Origin of the sequence: Frankia sp. AgB1.9, assembly GCF_016786355.1 — a bacterium.
Taxonomy (GTDB): Bacteria; Actinomycetota; Actinomycetes; order Frankiales; family Frankiaceae; genus Pseudofrankia.
This window is the reverse complement of record NZ_JADWYX010000067.1, coordinates 16,811-34,588: the sequence shown is the minus strand read 5'-3', so window position 1 is coordinate 34,588 and position 17,778 is coordinate 16,811. Positions and strand designations below refer to the sequence as shown.

15 protein-coding genes and 1 CRISPR repeat array are annotated in these 17,778 nt (G+C 70.8%); of the genes, 3 read left to right on the top strand and 12 right to left on the bottom strand.

Annotated elements, in window-relative coordinates; all coding sequences use genetic code 11:
- Nucleotides 1–136 precede the first annotated feature (136 nt).
- On the top strand, nt 137–646 hold the full coding sequence (locus I6A60_RS24795) for a hypothetical protein (protein WP_203013486.1): 510 nt from the start codon (nt 137–139) through the stop codon (nt 644–646).
- Nucleotides 647–772: 126 nt separating this feature from the next.
- Here I6A60_RS24795 and cas6 read toward each other — a convergent pair whose 3' ends face one another.
- The 4 genes from cas6 to I6A60_RS24775 all read right to left on the bottom strand — a co-directional run bounded on the left by cas6 (nt 773) and on the right by I6A60_RS24775 (nt 3,950).
- Nucleotides 773–1,705, bottom strand: coding sequence for a CRISPR system precrRNA processing endoribonuclease RAMP protein Cas6 (cas6, locus tag I6A60_RS24790; protein WP_203013489.1), 933 nt, complete (start codon nt 1,703–1,705; stop codon nt 773–775).
- A 796-nt stretch (nt 1,706–2,501) separates the two neighbouring features.
- Nucleotides 2,502–3,038 carry a ThiF family adenylyltransferase gene (locus tag I6A60_RS44165; protein WP_374113345.1) on the bottom strand — a complete coding sequence of 179 codons (537 nt, stop codon included), beginning with the start codon at nt 3,036–3,038 and terminating at the stop codon, nt 2,502–2,504.
- Between the two features lie 233 nt (nt 3,039–3,271).
- A complete protein-coding gene (locus I6A60_RS24780) occupies nt 3,272–3,670 on the bottom strand; it encodes an E2/UBC family protein (RefSeq protein WP_203013509.1) in 399 nt (132 codons plus the stop codon).
- A gap of 67 nt (nt 3,671–3,737) precedes the next feature.
- Entirely contained in the window at nt 3,738–3,950 is a 213-nt protein-coding gene (locus I6A60_RS24775; protein ID WP_203013512.1) for a hypothetical protein, read from the bottom strand.
- A gap of 1,793 nt (nt 3,951–5,743) precedes the next feature.
- Here I6A60_RS24775 and I6A60_RS24770 point away from each other — a divergent pair.
- Nucleotides 5,744–6,223 carry a hypothetical protein gene (locus I6A60_RS24770; protein WP_203013515.1) on the top strand — a complete coding sequence of 160 codons (480 nt, stop codon included), beginning with the start codon at nt 5,744–5,746 and terminating at the stop codon, nt 6,221–6,223.
- 217 nt (nt 6,224–6,440) lie between these two features.
- Here I6A60_RS24770 and I6A60_RS24765 read toward each other — a convergent pair whose 3' ends face one another.
- Nucleotides 6,441–7,220 carry a reverse transcriptase domain-containing protein gene (locus I6A60_RS24765; protein WP_203013518.1) on the bottom strand — a complete coding sequence of 260 codons (780 nt, stop codon included), beginning with the start codon at nt 7,218–7,220 and terminating at the stop codon, nt 6,441–6,443.
- 366 nt (nt 7,221–7,586) lie between these two features.
- Nucleotides 7,587–8,564: a CRISPR direct-repeat array (repeat unit 36 nt; unit sequence GTCCCAGAGATCACCAAATCCGAGTCGGATTGAAAC).
- Nucleotides 8,565–8,802: 238 nt separating this feature from the next.
- On the opposite strand from I6A60_RS24765, the gene I6A60_RS24760 reads away from it, so the two are divergent.
- Entirely contained in the window at nt 8,803–10,068 is a 1,266-nt protein-coding gene (locus I6A60_RS24760) for a hypothetical protein (protein WP_203013534.1), read from the top strand.
- A 187-nt stretch (nt 10,069–10,255) separates the two neighbouring features.
- On the opposite strand, the gene I6A60_RS24755 is transcribed toward I6A60_RS24760, so the two are convergent.
- From I6A60_RS24755 to I6A60_RS24725, 7 genes are all read right to left on the bottom strand, one after another.
- Nucleotides 10,256–14,242 (bottom strand): LysM domain-containing protein, encoded by a 3,987-nt coding sequence (locus I6A60_RS24755; RefSeq protein ID WP_203013537.1) that lies wholly within the window; start codon nt 14,240–14,242, stop codon nt 10,256–10,258.
- A gap of 148 nt (nt 14,243–14,390) precedes the next feature.
- Entirely contained in the window at nt 14,391–14,816 is a 426-nt protein-coding gene (locus tag I6A60_RS24750; protein WP_203013540.1) for a hypothetical protein, read from the bottom strand.
- Nucleotides 14,813–15,274 (bottom strand): TadE/TadG family type IV pilus assembly protein, encoded by a 462-nt coding sequence (locus tag I6A60_RS24745; RefSeq protein ID WP_203013544.1) that lies wholly within the window; start codon nt 15,272–15,274, stop codon nt 14,813–14,815. Before I6A60_RS24745 ends, I6A60_RS24750 begins: the two co-directional genes overlap by 4 nt.
- Complete coding sequence (locus I6A60_RS24740) at nt 15,271–15,684, bottom strand: hypothetical protein (RefSeq protein ID WP_203013547.1); 414 nt, start codon at nt 15,682–15,684, stop codon at nt 15,271–15,273. Before I6A60_RS24740 ends, I6A60_RS24745 begins: the two co-directional genes overlap by 4 nt.
- Nucleotides 15,681–15,941, bottom strand: a complete 261-nt coding sequence (locus I6A60_RS24735) for a hypothetical protein (protein ID WP_203013549.1) — start codon at nt 15,939–15,941, stop codon at nt 15,681–15,683. Before I6A60_RS24735 ends, I6A60_RS24740 begins: the two co-directional genes overlap by 4 nt.
- Nucleotides 15,942–15,974: 33 nt before the next feature.
- Entirely contained in the window at nt 15,975–16,856 is an 882-nt protein-coding gene (locus I6A60_RS24730) for a type II secretion system F family protein (protein ID WP_307873851.1), read from the bottom strand.
- Entirely contained in the window at nt 16,853–17,770 is a 918-nt protein-coding gene (locus I6A60_RS24725; RefSeq protein WP_203013552.1) for a type II secretion system F family protein, read from the bottom strand. Before I6A60_RS24725 ends, I6A60_RS24730 begins: the two co-directional genes overlap by 4 nt.
- Nucleotides 17,771–17,778: the final 8 nt, after the last annotated feature.

Sequence of the window (17,778 nt, the reverse complement as noted above, 5' to 3'; positions counted from 1 at the left end):
CGTCGACATGCCGCGTGGGTCCCGCCCTGTGGGCGGTGATTCCCGTCGGTCGCCAGCCGGTGGTGGGCCAGATGCGTGACGTCGCCAGAATGGTCGCGTGGATGGCCAAGTGTGTCCTTTTCACTCAGATGAGTTCGTGCGGCCCACGGCAAGCGGCGACGGGTCGTGGGCCTACAAGTGCCCGCTGACGAAGGGGCACCCCTTCCTCGGCTCGTACGAGTGGCTGGTCGCGCCGCCTCCGGCAGGCACTCCGGATGGATTGGGCGGTCTGGCCAACGAACTCGGGCTCGATATCGAGCTTCCGGCGGTGGTCGCCGCGTACCAGGGACGCTGGGTGGAGTACGGCGTCGTGGAGCACGACTACGCGCGACGGCGGCAGGACGACTTCGCTCGGCTCGTCCAGATCTACGGCCACACCCACATCGAGGACAAGCGCTACACGGCGTCCGTCTTTCTCGCGCACGCCCTCAGTCAGCTCGCACGGCAGGGGTCAGTTGTCCTGCGCCATAGCCGCGCGACTGGTCGCTGGTCGTACAACCCGACGATCTCCTGGTGGACGGTCGCGCCACCGCCCGACTGGTCCAGCCGCCTGTCCTGGGCCGAGTCGGGCGGAACGATGGATTACGTACCCGCCGGGGCTCATTAGGCTGAGCCGCGCTCCGCGGTCACGACTGGGGCTGTCGTGTTGCCTGATCCCCGTCAACTCGCCCGCCGGGCCGGCGAATGCTACGGATCCTGATCGGAAATCCTGCCGGTCTGCCTGGCGACTGCATCAGCTGGACCGCCGGGGCCGTCCAGTGCTGCCGGACGGGTGGCGCGTAGCGCCGGAGGTGGCCGCTGGCGCGAGTCGTGTGCCAGATGGTGGGCCCAGTGCCGGGAGCGGAAGGACGTAGCCCATGCCCACCGTGGTGCGGTCGCCGAGCCCGGCGTACGTGGCGTAGGCGGCGAGGGTGGACAGCGCGTGGCGGGCGTCCATGGAGACCGACGCGGCTTCGGCGAGGGCGTATCGAATGGTGCCGACCGCGCCGCGCAACGGTGGAACGCGTGGTTTGACGAGGTGCTCGGCGGTTCGCAGTTCGAACTCGACGACCTGCAGGTTCCGTTCGGCCGCCTCGACCGCCCCGGCGAGATCGAACGCGCCGCCGTCGGCGGTCCGCAGCGCGGGTGCATTCGCCCGCCAGCGTTGGGCCAGCGACGTGAAGACCCATTCCGGCTCCGGGAACACCCGCCGCCGACGGGCGCCTTCCTCCCGGGCCGTGCCGAACCCGCACGGCGTGACGAGCTGGAACCCCCAGGACGACGCCGGGGCCGACTCGCTCGCGAGGTCCGGATAGGGCAGCAACGCGGCGATGTCGATTCCGGCCGGCTGGTAGGCCGTGGTGCCGATCCGCCAACTCGTGGCATTCGACAGCGCGTGGTGGAACCCGGCGAACAGCGCGTCGACGAGAATCCCGACCTCGAACCGGATCTGCTGGGAGCTTCGGCGTGGTGGTTGGTGGTGCTCGTCGAGCAGCGGCGTCAGCCGATACGGCTTCGGAGGCGGGTCGTCGTGCAGGCGTCGCGCGAGTGCCGGGTCCACCGCCGCGACGGCGGCGAGTACGGCGGCGGCGACCCCCGGCCCGGTCTGCGGCGGCGGCGCCCCCGACGAATCCGCCTCCAGCCGCACCACAATCCGCGCCGGCACCGTCCACCCCCGTCGATCCATCCGCCGACCACCGCACCCGCCGTGCGTCGCCGCCCTGCCACGATCCTGGCGTGACCACCCTCCAGCGGGGAAGCGACCCTCCGCAGAGCCCAGAAGCGGCCCCATCGGCACCAGACGGACCGACTGGCCAAGTGAGGACCGGCCCAGCCAGAACCTCCGACACGCCGACCAGCCGAGGGGGTTCTGGCCAAAGATCAACTTATGCCCGACCTGCGAAGACGTCCGGAGAGGAGATCGAACTGGCCGCCGCGAGCCGATCTCCAGGGCGAGGTCCTGGTTTGATCTTGCATACGCGCAGGTCAGCCCGTGTACAGTTCGGGCAGCTGTCCCAGAGATCACCAAATCCGAGTCGGATTGAAACGAAAACCTCATCATGAACGTGCAGAACTATTCAGGGTCCCAGAGATCACCAAATCCGAGTCGGATTGAAACCGCCAGAGATCTTCCCGGGCAACTTGCATTTCGTCCCAGTCCCAGAGATCGCCAAATCCGAGTCGGATGAAACTGCGTCCCCACCTTCTGCAGGTTGTCCGTGGGGGCGCGAGACGGCTTGCGTGGGCTGGAGTCTCGTCTTGCCGTGCTGCGGATCCGGGGTGCTCGATGCCGCGCGTGGCGCTGTCCGTCTGAGCTCGGTGACAGGAGGCTGCCCGGTCCCGGGAGTTCGGCTCCTGCGCGATAGTGGAGACAGTGATGCGGACCAGTAGGGTCGTCGGGGCAGGGGTGCTTTCCCTTGTGATTGTGGCTGGTTGCGTCGTAACCAGACGCCCGGCGCGCGGCTCGCAGGACCGGATCCTGCTCACGCGCGGCGAGCACGGGGTCGTAGCCGTCCTGGCAGCGCAGGCACGGGCCGTCCGGCCGGACCACCGCGACCCGGCCACCGGCGTCGATTGCACCCTTGGCCTCGGCCGTTTCCTGCCGGGTCAGGTCGACGCCGATGTCGAGGTAGAGCAGGCCGTACTGGACCGCGAGCCGGTTGAGCGCCCAGCGCGGCGCGTGCGCGTCGACCGCGCCGATCGGCACGTCGACGTGTCGCAACTCCCGCCACACGGCGGCCTCCAGCACGCCGGATCGTCCGCACCTTGAGACCGGGGTTCACTGCCCGTGCTGTCCGCCGGGCCACGTCGACCTTGGCGGTGCCACGACGGGCGTCCTGCGGGCGGGCGCCGACGAGCCGGGCCAGGCTCGTCTCGTCGACCACATCCGGATCGACGAGAACCAGCCGCCCGACGCCGACGTGCGCGAGTCCCTGGACGATCAGCGACCCCGCTCCGCCGACGCCGACCACGGCGACCGTCAGCTCGTCGAGCCGCCGCTGTGACTCCGGCCCGAACACCCGGAGCTGCCGGTCGTATCTGGTCGCATCGCCACACCGGGCGTCCCGACGTCTGGTCAGTGCCACTGATCGTCTACCTGCCCAGTCGCGCTTGCCAGCTACACCCCTCGCCGGCCCTCTCGGCCCAGCCGCCTCCGGCCGGCTCCGACGGTTGCATGACGAGTGATCAGCGGACCTGCCTTTGTGCCGCTTCGTAGCCTCCGGTTACCCGTCGCGTCGCCACGCGGTGTGGGTCAGTCCGCAGTTCCGAGGTAGGTGCGGATCGCCTCGACGAGGCTGACCATCGAGTCGACGTCGGAGCGCCACCCACGCTCGGGGTCCTCCAGGCAGTACCAGCGGTACCCACGATCGGCATAGGGGTTGTGGAAGTCACGGAAGTAATGTCCCGGCTGCGCCAACGAGGTGCCGTTGCGGCGGCGCAGCCGATCGCCGAGGTAGAAGCCGTCCGGGCCGCATTCCGGATAGGTCAGCGGGACAACGATCAGCACCGTCGTGCGTGCGGGCGCCCACCCGGCGGGCAGCCGAAACTCCGGGATCAGCAGCCACGATCCGTCGGCCGCGACCTGCAGCGCCGGATAGGCGCACAGCAGCTGCGCGGCCTCGGCGAACACGCGCCGCTGTTGACTGTTCACGGAACTACTCCCAGGGGTGAGTATGCGGCTTCCTCGAAACGGAGGGGTTCAGGCGGGCGGGGCTGCGCTACGCCTTGGAATGGCGGGCGTGGTGAGCGAACGTGTCGCCGTCGTCCAGCCTGACCCGCTGGCCGTCACGGACAATCGTGTTCCGGTCCGGATCCTGCTTGACGAGAACGCGGTCCGGCCCGATTCCCGCGGCGGCCTTGAGTTCCGCGCCGGTCATCTCGTCCGCGATGGCAGGAACGTCGATTCCGTTGATCCGAATCGTGCGGGGCACAACAGCACCTTCCATTCCCACGTTTACGAGTCCCAGACGGACGTGTCCCGCGCCCGTGTGCGGTGGCCCCACGCGCCATCCGCGGGGCCAGGGATGCGCAGCCAGCCAGGTGAGCACGACGGCCGACATCCCCACGGCCGCGAAGCCGCACAGAACCCCGGCGGCGAAGCCGGCTGACATGAGGAAGAGACCTCTGCGCCGGTGCCATCGCGCCCTGAAGGGCCGCGTGTCGCGGCGCCGGTCACGTCCACCTGCCCCGCCGCGAGCGCCCGGGTGCGCGCGCCGTCCCGTCCGGCGGCCCCGCCGACGCCGGCGGCGCTCGGCAGCGGGCCCAATCGGCCGACGCCCGGCCCCGGCCTGGACCGGACCTGCGAGCGTGGAGCCATCGCCCGTGCCCTCCTCGTCCAGCACAGGTACTGCGACTCCCCGCCCGTCGACCCGCAGCCGCGGCGGACTGGCCACGATCACCACCCCTCCCCGCGACCAGGCGGCCAGGCCAAGCAGCCCGACGTCCCGAGCAGACGGACCGGCTCGGCGCGCCGCGCGACCCCGTCACGAAGACAGCAGTCCGAGCGTTCGACGCCTTGACCGGCCCTGGAGAGGTTCTGGCTTATGATCGACATGCCTTCTGACCTGACCGGATGATGGATTTGAAGATCGAATGTGGCGAGGGATGCCGACCACCGCGAGGAGGTTCTGGTTTGATCTTGTAGAGCCGCAGCTCAGCCGGTGTACAATTCGGACAGCTGCGCGGGTGATCGCCAAATCTGAGTCGGATTGAAACGATGGTCCAGAACGTCTCTTGCTCCGATTCATCACGGCGCGGGTGATCGCCAAATCCGAGTCGGATTGAAACATCACTACTAGTCCTCACTTTTCAGTTGTGTCCGAGGTGCGGGTGATCGCCAAATCCGAGTCGGATTGAAACCAGGAGCCAGCCGAGCAAGACCCCGAAGATGAGCACGGGTGCAGGTGATCACCAAATCCGAGTCGGATTGAAACAGTAGAACACCGGCCGCAATCGCCAGAACAATGCCGGTGCAGGTGATCGCCAAATCCGAGTCGGATTGAAACCGTGTAGCCCGGTCCGTAGACACTCGCGCAGGTCTGGTGCCGGTGATCGCCAAATCCGGGTCGGATTGAAACGTCTGGGCCTTCTTGTACTGGCCGGCCAGGTGGATGGTGCAGGTGATCACCAAATCCGAGTCGGATTGAAACCCACCACGACCGACGTCATTCAGGTTCGCGAGCTGAGTGCAGGTGATCACCAAATCCGAGTCGGATTGAAACTTGAGGCCACCGGCCTGGTCCGGGGTCAGTGTGTGGTGCAGGTGATCACCAAATCCGAGTCGGATTGAAACCAGCGGGCCAGGATCCGGGCGCGGCGGTCAGCAGGGTGCAGGTGCCGCTCTGCCTGGCGATAGGCGAAGAGGTCGGGTTTGTTGTGGCCGGGTGAGTGCGTCCGTCTGGTGTGGCTGTCGGGGGGTGCGTCGAGCTACGGGGGCGGGAGATGGGTTCGCGGGTCGCTCGTGGTGGGGCGGGGTCCGGGGCAGGACCTCGAAGGCGCGGCACGGCTGGAGGCCATCTGGAAGGGGAATGCTCCTGGCCTCGGGGCCAGGACGCGGTTTCGGTTGTGGTGGTTGGGGCGTCGGGATGGCCGGGCTGGTGTGCCGCCCGTCGGCGTGTCGATGGTGGCCGCGGTTCCGGTGTCGCCGGCGGGCTGGGCGGCGAGTCCGGTGGTGCTGGAGCTCGCCTCGGCGGCCGCGGGTTCGCATGAGGTTCTGCGCGGGGTCGTGGCGGCGGCGCTCGTCGGCCTGGACACGCGGATCGCCGAGGTGTCGGCGAGGGTCGATGTGCTGGTGGCGCGGGTGGCGGGGAGTCCGGCTGAGCGGCTTGTCCGCGAGGCTGAGGAGCTTGAAGCCCCGCGGAGTGGCGATGACGCGGCGGCCCGGGCGCGGCGGGCGGCGGCGAGGGCTCGTGCGGATCTGGTCGCGGACCAGGGTCGTCTGGACGCTCTGCGTGTGCAGCTGGCGGTGTGCCTGGAGCGGCGTGAGCGTCTGGTCGACGAGGCCGAGGCGCGCGCCAGGGTGATCTCGTCTTTCCGTGATCAGTGTGTGGAGGTGTATCGGGCGGCTAACGTGCGCCGCCGGCGCGGCGAGGCCGCTGCGCTCGTCGAGGGGTGGCCACGTACCGAGTTCGGGCCGCCGGCCTGGCTGCTGACGGTCCGGCGGGTGCCGACCGGGACCGTCGGCGATGTCGCTGGTCGGTTCTGATGAGGAGGTCTGGCATGGACTCGCGCCCCCGCACCTTGTTTCCGCTTGTGCCGTACCGGCGGCGAGACACCGGCGGGCTGCTCGCGTTCGCGCGTGCGTGTGCGGCGCGGGACGCGGCGGCGCCGTATCCGGATACGGAGTCGGGTCCGACCGAGCCGCCGTTCGAGACGGTGCTCGGCGGGCACGCTGCTGTGCGGGGTGAGCGGTTGGGCCGTGGCTATCTGCATGGTCGTGTGCGGGCGTGGAGCCTGGTCGAGGGTGCGCGGGCGGACCTCGCCGCCCTGGAGCTGACGTGCGCGGCGGCCCGGGAGAGGCTGACCGCGGCCGAGGCGGATCTTGTCGCGGCCCGCGCGGCGATCGGTGACGGGGACAAACTCCTTCGGTGGCGCCGATCGGTGTTGATGGCGGCCAGGTCTTCGGTGTTGATGGTGTGGGTCGTCGTGGCACCTCGGGTCCGCGCGACGAGGCCGTGCTCGGTGAGCAGCGGCGCCGCTATCCAGGCGCGGACCAATGCCACGCCGTCCGCGCTCAACCCAGACGGGAGCGCCCCCAGGAGGAGATCGTGTCGGATGCGGGCGAAATAGTCCGCGATGTCGGTGCGCAGCACCACCCGCCGGCCCTCGTCACGGTGCCGTTCCGCCGCCGCCAGCGCGTCCAGACACGACCGCCCGCGCCGGTAGGCGAAACTCACCTCGACCGCGTCGGCGTCAAGCTCCTCGCGGCAGACCTCGAGAAACGCCCGCTGGGCGACCCGGTCGCGCACGGTAGGCAGACCGAGCCTCCGCCTCCGGCCACCCCGCGTGATCGTCGCCAGGCGCAACGGCTGCGGCTCATACCGCCCCTCGGCCAGCTGATCGCCCAGTCGGTCGAGCCGAAGCCCGAGGTCCCGGGCGAAATCGGCGACCGAAAGCCCATCAGCCCCCGGCATCCCACTGCCCGCGGCCACCCGCGCCCACGCCGCCCACAGCACCCGCGGCTGCGCCATGGCCTTCGGCATCCGACTCTCGCCCGCCGCCCCCCGCAGTGTGGCCGAACCGACAACAGGCAGGACCGGCCCGTCAACGGCACTACCCCGCCTCACGCCGAACCGCATCACCATGCCGCCGAACCTCCGTTCCGTCCGAGCCCGCCGCGCGCGGGCGGCGGGTCTCACCGGCGACAGACGGACGCGCCCGGCGACCTGGCCAGAACCTCCGACACGCCGACAGACCGAGCAGGTTCTGGCTGTAGCTCGACTTGTGCCCTGAGCTGCGAGGACGCCTATCTCAAAGATCCAATAGGCGATCACGAGTCGATCTTCCAGTCGAGGTTCTGGTTCGATCTTGCAAACCCGCAGGTCAGCCGGTGTACAATTCGGGCAGCTGTCCCAGAGATCACCAAATCTGAGTCGGATTGAAACCGGATGATCACGTTCAGGACATCGATGTCCTTGTCGGTCCCGGAGATCACCAAATCCGAGTCGGATTGAAACTCTTTACGGTCAGTGCCTTGATGACGTCCGAGATGTCCCAGAGATCACCAAATCCGAGTCGGATTGAAACTCGTCATAGACGCCCTTACCGAGTCGCGCTAGCAGGGGTCCCAGAGATCACCAAATCCGAGTCGGATTGAAACTACGACCACGCCAGGCGGCGGCGCCTCGGTTTCGGGTCCCAGAGATCACCAAATCCGAGTCGGATTGAAACTGTCCTCCAATGCTCGGCAGAGCGTCCCAGGGGATCTGGGAGTCCCAGAGATCACCAAATCCGAGTCGGATTGAAACACGGTCCGAACGTCGCGGCCGAACTCGACAGCCTCGTGTCCCAGAGATCACCAAATCCGAGTCGGATTGAAACCCCGTGTAACCCGCTCCGCAGGTCTGCGGTGGGTGTCCCAGAGATCACCAAATCCGAGTCGGATTGAAACAGGACGGTGGCGAACAGGCCGTAGGCCTTACGCTTGCTGGTCCCAGAGATCACCAGATCCGAGTCGGATTGAAACAGCCGGTGGACCCGCTTGCACAGGTACAAGAACCTGTCCCAGAGATCACCAAATCCGAGTCGGATTGAAACTCCACCAGGACGCGGAAGGAACGCGATGGCTCTTGCGGGTCCCAGAGATCACCAAATCCGAGTCGGATTGAAACGCGGAGGCCGGAGTCGATCCGGAAACCGCAATTACAGTCCCAGAGATCACCAAATCCGAGTCGGATTGAAACTAGCCGTCCTGGCTCTGGTCGTACTGCTCGTCGAGGGGTCCCAGAGATCACCAAATCCGAGTCGGACTGAAACGTGAAGGAGCAACGCGCAGGGACGTTCTCCTGGGGGCCCCAGAATCCACTAAATCCGGGTCGGGTTGAAATCCCGCAGGACGGTATTTTGCAGCGAGCGCTGCGCCCCCGGAGATCGCCGAGTCTGATTCGCATAAATCCCGAGGTGTGTTGATGCCGGTGAACCTGACGCCGGGTGAGGTCGCGGATGGGGGTGCGCTGTCCGTCTGGTTGGGGTGACGGACGCCGGGGGGATCGCGGGTTGCCGGGGCGCTGATGCTTCGCGCGCCTGGGCGGTCGCGGGCCGTCGGTCTGCGCGAAGGGATCTGGGATGTCTGTGTTCGGCCTGGGCGAGGCGCGGTGGGCGATGTCGTTCGAGCCCGTGGGGAGCGGGGTGTCCGCGTCGCGCGGGTCGGGGAGGCGTCGCGGCTTGTCGGGAGGGTCCAGCGCCGAGCTTCTCGTCGGCCGTCACGTCCGCCGGCTCTTCGGGGGGTCCGGCGGACGGAGCGCGGGCGCCCGGCCGCGTCGGAGCGCGGTCGGGCTGCTCGTCTGCCTGGTTGTTCTTCTGCTGGCCCTGCTGGATGGCTGCGGCCGGCCTCCGAAGGATGTGACGGCGGTGGTGGGAGTGACGGCGACGTCGGCCGAGCCGGCGCCCGCATTGTCGGACGCGCTCGCGGCGACGTTGCGGGCGGAGGCGGACCGTTCGCAGAAGCCGGGCGTCCCCGACGCACGTCTCGTCCAGCTCGGTCGGGCACCGGCGGATGTTGATCTGACGCCGATGCGCGGAGGTGACGTCGAGAACGATTCCACCGAGCGCGTGAAGCTGATCGACGCTGCGTTCGGGAAGCTTTCGGCGGGGCTTGCGAGCCGGGCGGCGACGCGTGAGCAGCTCGACGTTCTCGACACGCTGCGCGCGGTCGCTGAGGCCGGGTCCGGCCCGATCTATCTACTGACGTCGGGGGTGAGCACGGTGGACCCGGTGAATCTGGCGAGCCTTGGGTGGACGTTCGACGCAAAGGCGGTCGCGGCTGATCTGCGTCGGCGTGATCTGCTGCCGCATCTGGGCGGCCGGTCGGTGACGTTTGTAGGGCTGGGCCGGGTGGCAGGGGCTCAGCCGGCGTTGGACCAGCCGGAGGAGGTCCAGGTGAAGGCGCTGTGGCTGGCGATCTGCGAGGCGGCTGGCGCGGCGCACTGCGCCGTGGACGACAGTAGCGTCGTGACCGCGGCGCCGGTGGCAACCGACGTCGTGAGTGTTGTCCCGGTGCCGCGGCGGCACGGCACGATGACGGTGGCCCCGCCGTCGGATGTGCTCTTTGGCCCGGACAGCGCCGTCCTGCTGCCCGGGGCGGACGTGCCGCTGTGCGGCCTGGCTGACCAGCTGATCGCGTGCGACGCGGGCGCTCGCGTCGACAACACCGGGCACGTTGCCGACGTCGTGCAGAGACGCGCGGGTGCACGCCGTGACAGGCAGCCTCGGCGTCGGCGGCCCGCTGTCCAACGCTGCCGCACGCGCCACTTCCGCCTGGGCGCCCCGCCCGCCGAGGACACGTTCGCCGACACCAGGCGCAGCCTCATCGAAGTCGGCGCCCTGTCCTGAGCCAGGTCCGGCCACGAACCGACGGCGCGACCCTGAGCGTGTCCGCGCGGCTGGAACAAGGCATCTCGCCCCGTGCCCACGGTCGACGCCTCTGCGGCCCGCATGGTGGTCATCCCTGCCGCGCTGTCGCTGCCGAAACGTGCCGCGTGGTGGCCGCGCGGTGGGCGCGACGCCAGTCAGAACCTTGTCAAGAAGTCGAACCACGGTCCGCCGCAACATCCTGATCACCGGAGCCAGCTCCGGGCCCGTTGAACTCGTTTCGCTCTGCCCGAGGCCGCGAGGCGACGGTGAGGCTCTTGACGAGGTGTCGATGCAGGTGGGCGAGGTCGGAGTTGGTGTCGCCTTCGTTGAGTGGGTCGGCTTGTTCGGCGCGTAGGTAGGCGTGGTAGTCGGCGGTGACGGCGGCCGGGTCGCCGTTGGCCGCGTGGGCGCGTAGGCGGATACCGAACAGGTCGGGGTGGGCGGGCAGGATCGCGAGGCCGCGGGTGGTTGCGGTCAGTGCGGCGGTGGTGTCGCCGCGGGCGAGGTGTAGCTCGGCGAGGAGGGCGGCGGCGCGGACGGCGCTGGTGGTCAGGGCGGAGCCGAGTTCTGCCTCGAACCAGGAGTGGGTTGCCGGGGTGCCGTTCACCAGGTCGAGGGCGCCGGCGAGGACGGGGATCGCGGTGTCGGGATGGTTCTGGTGGCGCAGTGCGTAGGCCAGTCGGTGTTCGAGCAGGTGCAGGTCGGTGGTGACGGCGGGGTCGAGGCGCAGGATGGTCGTGCCGGTGGGGATCCAGGCGGCGGCGTCGGGGCCGGCGAGTTGGACGAGGAGCTTGCGGGTGCTGCCGAGCTGGTTGTGGATCGATTTCGCTCGCACACCGCTGGGCCAGACGGCGGCTTCGAGGTCTATGCGGGTGCGGTTGCGGTGGGTGGCGAGCCAGGCGAGGACTTCCAGGTTGCGGCCGCGGGCGACGTCGCCGGTTGGGAGCTTGCCGGCGCGGCTGGTAACGATGAGCGGTCCGTAGAAGTGGACCATGACTTGCCAATTGGGTTCCACGTACGGCGGCGGGCTGACCTCCGCCTCGGTAGATGAGTCGGCCGCCAGGCTGTCGGGGCGCCCGGTCAGCGCCCCGGGCTCGGCGGGCACTGGAATGGGCCGGTGCGTGGCCGCTGCGTCGGGGACTACGGGGGTCCAGGCGGGGCTGGCTGTGTCCTGGCCGGCGACCTGAATCGGGTCCGCTGGCGGTGCTGGAGTCAGGTGACGCGGGTACCCGTTCGAGGACTCGTGTGGACCGGAAACGTGGATCGGCCCGGGGAGCGGTTCTGGGCGCGCGGGCGGGTCGAGGTCGACCTCGTGCGGCCAGTCCAGCCGGGTGACTTCGAACGGATCGCCGTCGACGCCGTAAGCAGCAGGCCGCGAGGTCGAGCCTTCCGCCTGCGGGGCGTTATCCAGAGGAGACTCGTGTGCCGTCGTCGGGCTCAGGAAGTGCGGCCATGACAGGCCGGTGTAGTCGGCGGCGGGTGGGCTGGCGGGCCCGTCTTCGCTTGGTGGTGGAAACGGTGGCACCAGGGGGAGTGCGGGGATCGGTGGTCGGACGACGTCGGCGAGCAGGTCGCACAGCGCCGCTAGCTCGGCGGCGGCGAGCGTGGTTGGGGTGAGAACAAGGCCGAGCGGGTCCAGGCGCCAATGCGGGCCGGTTCCTGTCCTGTGGCCTGTGATGACAGGGGCGCGCGGCCACGCGCGCATCTCGTCAGCGCTGTCGTCCTCGTCGGCGTCGTCCAGGACATCAAGGCCGTCGTCGAGGTCGTCTGGGTCCTCGTCGCTCTGGTCCGTCGGTTCGGTGGTCGGCCCGTTGGTATGGGGTTCGTCGGCGGCGTCGCGGGAGGTGGCGGGTAGGAGGGTGAGGCTCCAGGTGGACTGGTAGTCGGACTCGGCGGGCTGGACGAGGGCGAGGCCGGTGCTGCCTGGCGCGGCGAGCAGAGCGAGGTCGACGAGCTGGTCGGTTTCGGCGTCGTCGGTGGGTGAGGTGGCGACGAGGGCGATGGTCGGGTCCCAGTTGTCGGGGGCTGTGGCGCGGGCGGTGAGGGTGGTGGGTGCGCCGATGGCGGCGAGGTCGGCGCGCAGCTGGGCGGTCTCGGGCACCGTGGAGGCCAACAGGTCGCCCAGGTCGACGGCGGGATGGACGCGCCACTCGGTGGCGAGGCCTGCGGGGTCCAGGCCGACGGTGCGGATGAGTGGTGCCTCGGCGAACGGGCTGAGGGCCAGGGTGGTGAGCAGCGCGCGGGCGAGGCTGGCGACGGCGTCCGGGCCGTGGCCGGCGGGGTCCAGGGTGAGGACGCCGAGGGCTTCGAGGTCGGCATGGACGAGGGCGCCGTCGGGCTGGGTGCCGAGCTGGACGAGCGCTGGGCAGGGCGGCGGGAGGCCGTCGTCGACGGTGGGCAGGGTGGCGTCGGCGGGCAGGGTCCAGACCTGGCCGTCGGCGTCGGGTTCCCAGGGCGACGGTGGAGAAGGGATCGGGTCGAGCAGGTAGACGTCGAGCGTGCCGGTGGGGCGGGTGAGCACGACCTGCGGCAGTGGGCCGTCGGCGTCTGGGGTGGCGTGCAGGAGGGCGAGGGCCCGGAGAGCATGGTCGAGGCGGCGGGCCCGGTCGGGTGGCGTGGTCGCGAGCAGCGCGGTGTGCACTTCGGCGGTCGCTTGGTCGGGCGGTGGCGGGGCGGTAGCGGGAATGACCTGGTGGTCGCGGCGGCGACGCCGGAAGGCGACGGCGCTGAGAACCGCCGCGGCCAGCAGTCCGCCGCCGAGGCCGGTGGCCAGCTGCCAAGGTGCGAACCCGTACCTGGTCTGGGCACTTGGGCCAGAGGGCTGATGGTGCTCCACGGCCGTCGGCGACGGATTGGCCAGCGTCGGAGGGACGACGGGCACGACCGGGGCAAGGCCCCAACTCGGCGTCGGAGGTGGCGGGCCCGTCGGGCGTGCCGACGATGGCGCTGGCGGGCTTGTGCTGGCGGGTGGGGTGAGTCCTTGGGCCTCGGATGCGGGCGCCGGGACCGGTGTTCTGGTCGTCGGCGTGCCGCCGGTTGCCGGTCCACTGCTGTTCGGCGTGGGGCTGGCGGTCGGCGTGCTCTCGTTGGGCGACGTTCCAGCGCCGGTCGGGTCGGAGCGGGGTGACTGCGCCTCGGGGCTGGCGGTGACGGTCGGCAGGACCAGGAGCATGCCGGGGTTGATCAGGCTTGGGTGGACGAGGCGGCGGCCGGCGGGGTCGGGAGTGCCGAGGTTGGTGGTGAAGACCGCGTCGACGACGGCCGGCAGCTGGGCGTAGGTAGCGGTGGGGTAGCAGTGCGCGGCGATGGCCCAGAGGGTGTCTCCGGGCTGAACCGTGTGAAAGGCGGTTGTGGGCTGCAACGTCGTCGTCCGCCCGGTACTGGCGGACGTGTTCTCGCCAGCCGTGGTCGCGGTGGGGCGTGACGGCGTGGTGGCGGCGAGCAGGGCATCGACGGTAAGGCTGGCGGACGAGGACGGCGGGGCGGTGAAGGCCAGGTTCGCGGGTGCGGTCGCGACAACGCCGGAACCGGTCGGGATCACGGTGGCCGGGCTGGCGGCGAGCGCGGCACGGCTGGTCAGCAGAGTGATCGCGACGCCGGCGGTTGCGACCCAGCGGGCTGCGCCGCGCCGGACAGCGCGTGGTGCAGGCGTTCCAGGTCGCACGCCTCTCGGATCTGACGTCGCTGGCGCATCCCACCGGGTGTCTGCGGAGCGCGGGACGCGCCCGCCGTTACCCGGCCGGTCGCTCGCCTGCCGACCGGGGCGCTGCGCCGGCTCGAACGGGTGAGCCCGGACCGCTCCGTGGCGTCGCGACCTGATGGCCCTTCGACGGGCCGCAGCAGCCTGGGTGACGATCTCCCAGGCGATGCAGAGTGTCGGCCACGCCCACAGCAGCCAGCCGGCGGTGGCGAGCGAGTTGGGCAGGACGTCGGGGTGGATGAAGCCGGCGCGCAGGAGATTCCACCAGCGTTCGGGTTGGAACGTCGTTGGCAGCGGGTAGCCGCGCCAGGTCCAGAGCAGCAGGGGCACCCCGCCGAGGAAGCCGACCATCGTGACCAGCGCGAACAGGCTGCGCAGGATCTCGCCGGCTCCGGGCCTGCCGGCGCGGCGGGCAGTTGACCGGGCTGGGGCGCTGCTGGCCCGACGGGACATGCGGGTCCTCTTCCTACGGGGTCGCGGGCGGTCGGCGCCGCGCCGACCTTCGAGCTGGTGCGGCCGCTGTGGGCCGGGTTCGAGCTGGCGGGGTGCCCGGTCGGGCGGCCCGCGGGGACCACGTCGCGCCGGTGGGACTGGCCGCGAGTTAGGGATCGGTGGCGGCGGTGGCGGTGCGGGTCTCGACGACCGTCGTGTGGCTGTGGCCGGTGAGGGCCAGGAGCTGGAAGTCGACGCGTTCGGTGACGGTCACCGTGACGGTCAGCCCATCGACGATGACTGCGACGGGCTGGGCTTCTGGGTGGCGGGCCAGGTAGGCGTGGACGTTCGCGTCCGCTCGGGTCCGGTCGAGAGCGGGAGTGCCGGCGCGCAGGCTTGTCTCGTCGAGGGCCTGGGCGCCGGCGCGGGCCGCGGCGGCGGCCAGGTCGGAGGCTCGGCCCGCGGTGTCCAGCACATGGCCGGCATCGAAGATCAGCCCGGCGAGGATCAGCGCACCGGCGAACAGGACGGCCAGCGTCAGGCTGATCGTCCCGGCGTCGCCCTGCGTCGGGTGTGGGGTTCGTCGGGTCGTCATGGCGTGGTGAGGGTGGTCCCGGCCCGGTAGCGGTCGAGGACGGCGTCGCCGGTCGCCCGTAGCTGGTGGGTGCCGAAAGGCATGGTCGCCTGGCAGCGCACGGCCACCGTGACCATGGCCAAGCCGTCGGCGGTCGAGACAGTGGTGTCGACCTGGGGCGTCCGGCAGAGGCCGGTGTGCAGGTTGTCGGCGACTGTTGCGTCGGCGACTGCCTGTGCCTCGGCTGGCGTGGTCGCTAGGGACGCGGCGCGGGCGGCCTGCCGGGCTGCCCGTCCCACGGCGGCGTGCGCCGTCGCGTCGATGGTGACCGTCGCGAGTACCAGGATCGCGAGCAGCATCACCGGGAACGCGACGGCGAACTCCAGCGCGTACGACCCTCGATCCCGTCGGCGGTGCTGCTGGTGGGCGCTGGCGGCCGACGGGCGGTTCTCGTTGGCGGCGTCAGGTCTCAGTCTCACGGGGTTCGTCCTGGTCCGGCGGTCTGGGGGAGGAAGCGGATCGACGGGCCGGTGGCGGTACGGGTGACCGCGCCGCCGAGCAGGGCCGTGACGGTGACGTCGACGCTGACCGTGGTGTCGCCGCGGTGGACGGTCGTGGTGACGGTGGTGATCGCCTGGCTGGAACGGGCGATGCCGGTGGCGACCTGGTCGGCCGCGTTGTCGGTGCCGCCGGCGGCCTGGGCTACCTCGAGCGCGCGTTGCGCGGCGGCGTCGGCGGCCTGCGCCGCGAGCCAGCGCATTCCTAGCGTCAGGACCAGCGCGAACAGGGCCAGCACCGCGGTCATCACGACTGCCAGCTCGGCCGCGCCGGCGCCTCGGTCGCCCTGCCGCCGGCCTCGGACACGACGGGGCTGGGCGCAGCGGGTCATGGGCAGGTGGTCTGGTCAGTCTGGGTGCAGATGTGGTTGGTGATGTCCGTCGCCTTGGCCCGGATGATCGCGATCACGATGACGGCGATGACGACCATGCCGGCGGCGATGACCGCGGCCGTCAGTGGCCCGTCGCCTCGGTCGCCTCGTCTCACACGGGCAGCGTGGTCGAGGCGGGTCAGCCTGTTGCCGAGCCGCTGTGGCAGACAGGCCAGCCACAGGCAGAACAGGGTGAGGCAGAGGCCCAGGCGGCTCATGGGGCAGCTCCTTCGTCGGGTGGCCGGGGGGAGTCAGGTGAGACCGGAGGAGGACAGGACAGCCAGCAGCGGGTAGGTCAGGAAGCCGACGAAGACGAGGGCGACGGCGGCGGCGGGCAGTTCGAGCTCGGCGTCGGCGGTCGCGGCCTCGGCGCGGGCGTCGGCGGCCTCGGAGGCGCGCAGGTGGGTGGCCTTGCTGTCCATCGCCTCGACCGGTGACGCGCCGCGCAGCGCGGAGGTGATCGTCAGCCGTAGCTCCCTCAGCTCGGGCAGCGGAACCCTGCCCGCCAGTTCGTCGAGGCCGGCGTCAGGTGACTGGTTACGGGCAGCGGATGTTGCGAGGGCGGCGCGGATCTGGCCGAACGCCCAGCCGTGGCCGGCGTCGGCGGCCAGCCGCAGCACGGCGTGCAGCGGTAGGCCGCTGGCGAGCAGCACCCGGACCAGCTCCAGGTATGCGGCGACCGCGAGCTTCGTCTCCTGGCGGCGCTGCGTGGCCAGCCGCCTGACCGGCCGGTCGGCGAGGGTGACCCCGGCGAACGCGGCGAGCAGGACTGCCACCGGTCCGACGAGGACGGGCATTGGCAGACCCATGGCCGCCGCGGCGGCGGCCAGAAGGGCCGCGAGGATGGCCAGACCGGTGGCGTGCGCGACCCGGGACGCGGTGTGGGCGGCCGGGTCGCGGCCGGCGATCGCGATCTCGTCGGCGAGCAGGATCCGCCGGCCCCGCTCCGGGCCGGCGGTGCCGGTCACCTGACCGTTCAGCCACGCCGCACCCGCCTGGAGCCACCGGGAAGGCTGCCCCAGGGAGACTCGTCCGGCCACTGTCCGCAGGACAAGAAAGCAGCCGATGCCGGCGCTCGCGCCGCACAGACCGGCCAGCAGCCTGGCCGCGGGCAGGACACCGCTCGGGGTCACGGGGTCTCCCGGAAGAAGTCGGGAACTGCCGGCGGGCGGGATCGGCGTAACAGGGCGCGGACCGCGCCGGCTACGGCCAGCAGCAGGCCGGCCAGTACGAGCTGCCCCTCGCCGGTCCGGTACGGGGCGAGGACGGCGGGCCATGCCCCGAGCAGCACGACTGTGACCAGCGTGAACAGGCCAAGCAGGAGGCTCATCGCGCGGCGGTGGCGGGCCCGGCCGGCATGCAGGTCACGCAGCACCGCGACGCGGTGACGGGTGGTCTCGACCTGGCTGGCCATCAGCCGGGCGAGATCGCCCGCGCCGTGCCGGTAAGCCAGGTTCAACGCGACCACGACCTGACCGACCGCCGGGTGCTCGACGTCGCGGTGGAACGCGGCGAGCGCCACCGGCAACGGCTCACGCTCACCGAGCCGACGGGCCAGTCCGGCCAGCGGGTCGGCGAGCGGCGGCGGGGGCAGCTGGCAGGACGCGGCGACCGCCGCCAGCAGCTGCTGGCCGGCGTCCAGGTCCTGGCGGATCGTCTCGCACCAGGTCGCGATCGCCTCACCCAGCTCGTTGACCCGCGGCACCGCCCGCAGCCCCCGCGCCTCCCGGACCAGGAACACCAGTCCACCGGCCGCGACCGCGAGCACCGGCACCCCGACCAGCCAACCCACGACCAGCCCACAAAACGCGGCCGCGACAATCGGCGTGGCCCCCGCCCCCCGAACCTGCCGCCACCCGGCGAGTCCCGCGATCTCTGTCCGGCCGTGCCCCCGCCGCTCACTCGGCGCGGCCCATCCGGCAGCCCGGGCCCCATCCGCGGCAGGTACGCCGCGTGGCCGGTTCAGCCGGCCCGCGAGGGTCAGCGCCGTCAGCCATAGGCCGAGGCCGGCGAGGCCGCCCGCGCCCGCGAGCTCCAGCAACCTCATCCCGCCGG

Excerpts from the sequence above, each read along its gene's own strand:
- I6A60_RS24765 (WP_203013518.1), bottom strand. The coding sequence starts at position 7,220 with ATGCCGAAGGCCATGGCGCAGCCGCGGGTGCTGTGGGCGGCGTGGGCG.
- I6A60_RS24755 (WP_203013537.1), bottom strand. The coding sequence starts at position 14,242 with ATGTCCCGTCGGGCCAGCAGCGCCCCAGCCCGGTCAACTGCCCGCCGC.
- I6A60_RS24760 (WP_203013534.1), top strand. The coding sequence starts at position 8,803 with ATGTCTGTGTTCGGCCTGGGCGAGGCGCGGTGGGCGATGTCGTTCGAG.
- cas6 (WP_203013489.1), bottom strand. The coding sequence starts at position 1,705 with ATGGATCGACGGGGGTGGACGGTGCCGGCGCGGATTGTGGTGCGGCTG.
- I6A60_RS24750 (WP_203013540.1), bottom strand. The coding sequence starts at position 14,816 with ATGACGACCCGACGAACCCCACACCCGACGCAGGGCGACGCCGGGACG.
- I6A60_RS24725 (WP_203013552.1), bottom strand. The coding sequence starts at position 17,770 with ATGAGGTTGCTGGAGCTCGCGGGCGCGGGCGGCCTCGCCGGCCTCGGC.
- I6A60_RS24735 (WP_203013549.1), bottom strand. The coding sequence starts at position 15,941 with ATGAGCCGCCTGGGCCTCTGCCTCACCCTGTTCTGCCTGTGGCTGGCC.
- I6A60_RS24740 (WP_203013547.1), bottom strand. The coding sequence starts at position 15,684 with ATGACCCGCTGCGCCCAGCCCCGTCGTGTCCGAGGCCGGCGGCAGGGC.